The sequence below is a fragment of the Candidatus Obscuribacterales bacterium genome, from assembly GCA_036703605.1.
Classification (GTDB): domain Bacteria; phylum Cyanobacteriota; class Cyanobacteriia; order RECH01; family RECH01; genus RECH01.
Map to the genome: position 1 here is coordinate 1 of DATNRH010000540.1, position 1053 is coordinate 1053.

Annotated in this window: 1 protein-coding gene; it reads left to right on the forward strand. The window is 51.1% G+C overall.

Annotated features, from left to right (window positions below; genetic code table 11):
- Positions 1–191: 191 nt before the first annotated feature.
- Positions 192–362: a hypothetical protein gene (locus V6D20_11650; GenBank protein ID HEY9816437.1), complete on the forward strand. Its 171-nt coding sequence runs from the start codon at positions 192–194 to the stop codon at positions 360–362.
- The last annotated feature ends 691 nt before the right edge of the window (positions 363–1053 follow it).

Genomic DNA, 1053 nt, shown 5'->3' on the forward strand with positions numbered 1-1053 from the left:
TGCAGGGTGGCCGCGGCCCCTCTTTTGGGGCTACCGCTTGCTCATCGTTCCATTTGCGGCTTTGTTCTTACCGCTTGCATCATTTCAAAAGCAACGTATGTCTCTACCTCACAGCCACGTTTGTTCACCGCTACTTTGCGCACTCCCGAGCCCGACTCCCTCTTTCTAACCGAACCCCAACAATTTACACCATGTCCTCATTTCCAGTCAGCTCAACACCATTATTTTTTCTAGCCAACATACTGGTTCTGCCCCTGTATCTTGGGCTCCTCTATGCCAACTGGTCTGTTGCCCAGCCTGGTGTGATGGACGAAATCGTCACGGGGTTGCTTCAGAATCGACCTCGCCGCAACCTCATGTAAGTTTACTGTGGGCTAAGGTTCCGGTTAGCCTAGTTTTGGGTCAGGGTCTGAGTTGTATCACGTTAGACTTCGGGTAGGTTAAGGTAGTTGGGCTAGCTTGGATTTAGTGGTCAATCCGTTTGTTAAGGGATAGGGTTGTATGGGGAGGGTTGGGGGGCGAGCGGCATCATTATTTGGTGTATTGTGACAGCCCAGGATCGTCAACGCCATTTTTGCAGGGGTCATGTTATCTTGGTTCCAATACTGGCCAGTTACGCCCGATTGGATTGTCCAAAACATTCCTCACAACCTCTACAATAGTAGCGAGGTGTGGACCCCCGCCTCTTATGGGTTCACGGTAAGACTCTACCTTCCTGTGCAGTATCACAAAAGATAATGATCTAGGCCATTGTCGTGCTTGCAGTAATCGTTTACCAAATTCAGGTGTCAGTTAATATAACATGCCTGGTAAGCCCCTACCCTATCTCTCAACCCGATCTCTTAGCTGCGAGTTGGGGATCCACCGACATTACCCTTCATTCCACTACTCCACCCTCCGCTACTCTCGGCCACCCACGCTACCCCCCTATTTAGAGAGTTGAGGGGAAAGGGGCAGAAGTGGACACTCTGGTTGATCAAGCAGCTCTGTGCCTTCATGGCAGTTCGCAACAGCTTACCTGGCCATGAAACCCCACTGACGGTCCGTGAGCTC

Bases quoted from the DNA above. Each gene is read 5' to 3' on its own strand.
- V6D20_11650 (HEY9816437.1), top strand. From the start codon at position 192: ATGTCCTCATTTCCAGTCAGCTCAACACCATTATTTTTTCTAGCCAAC.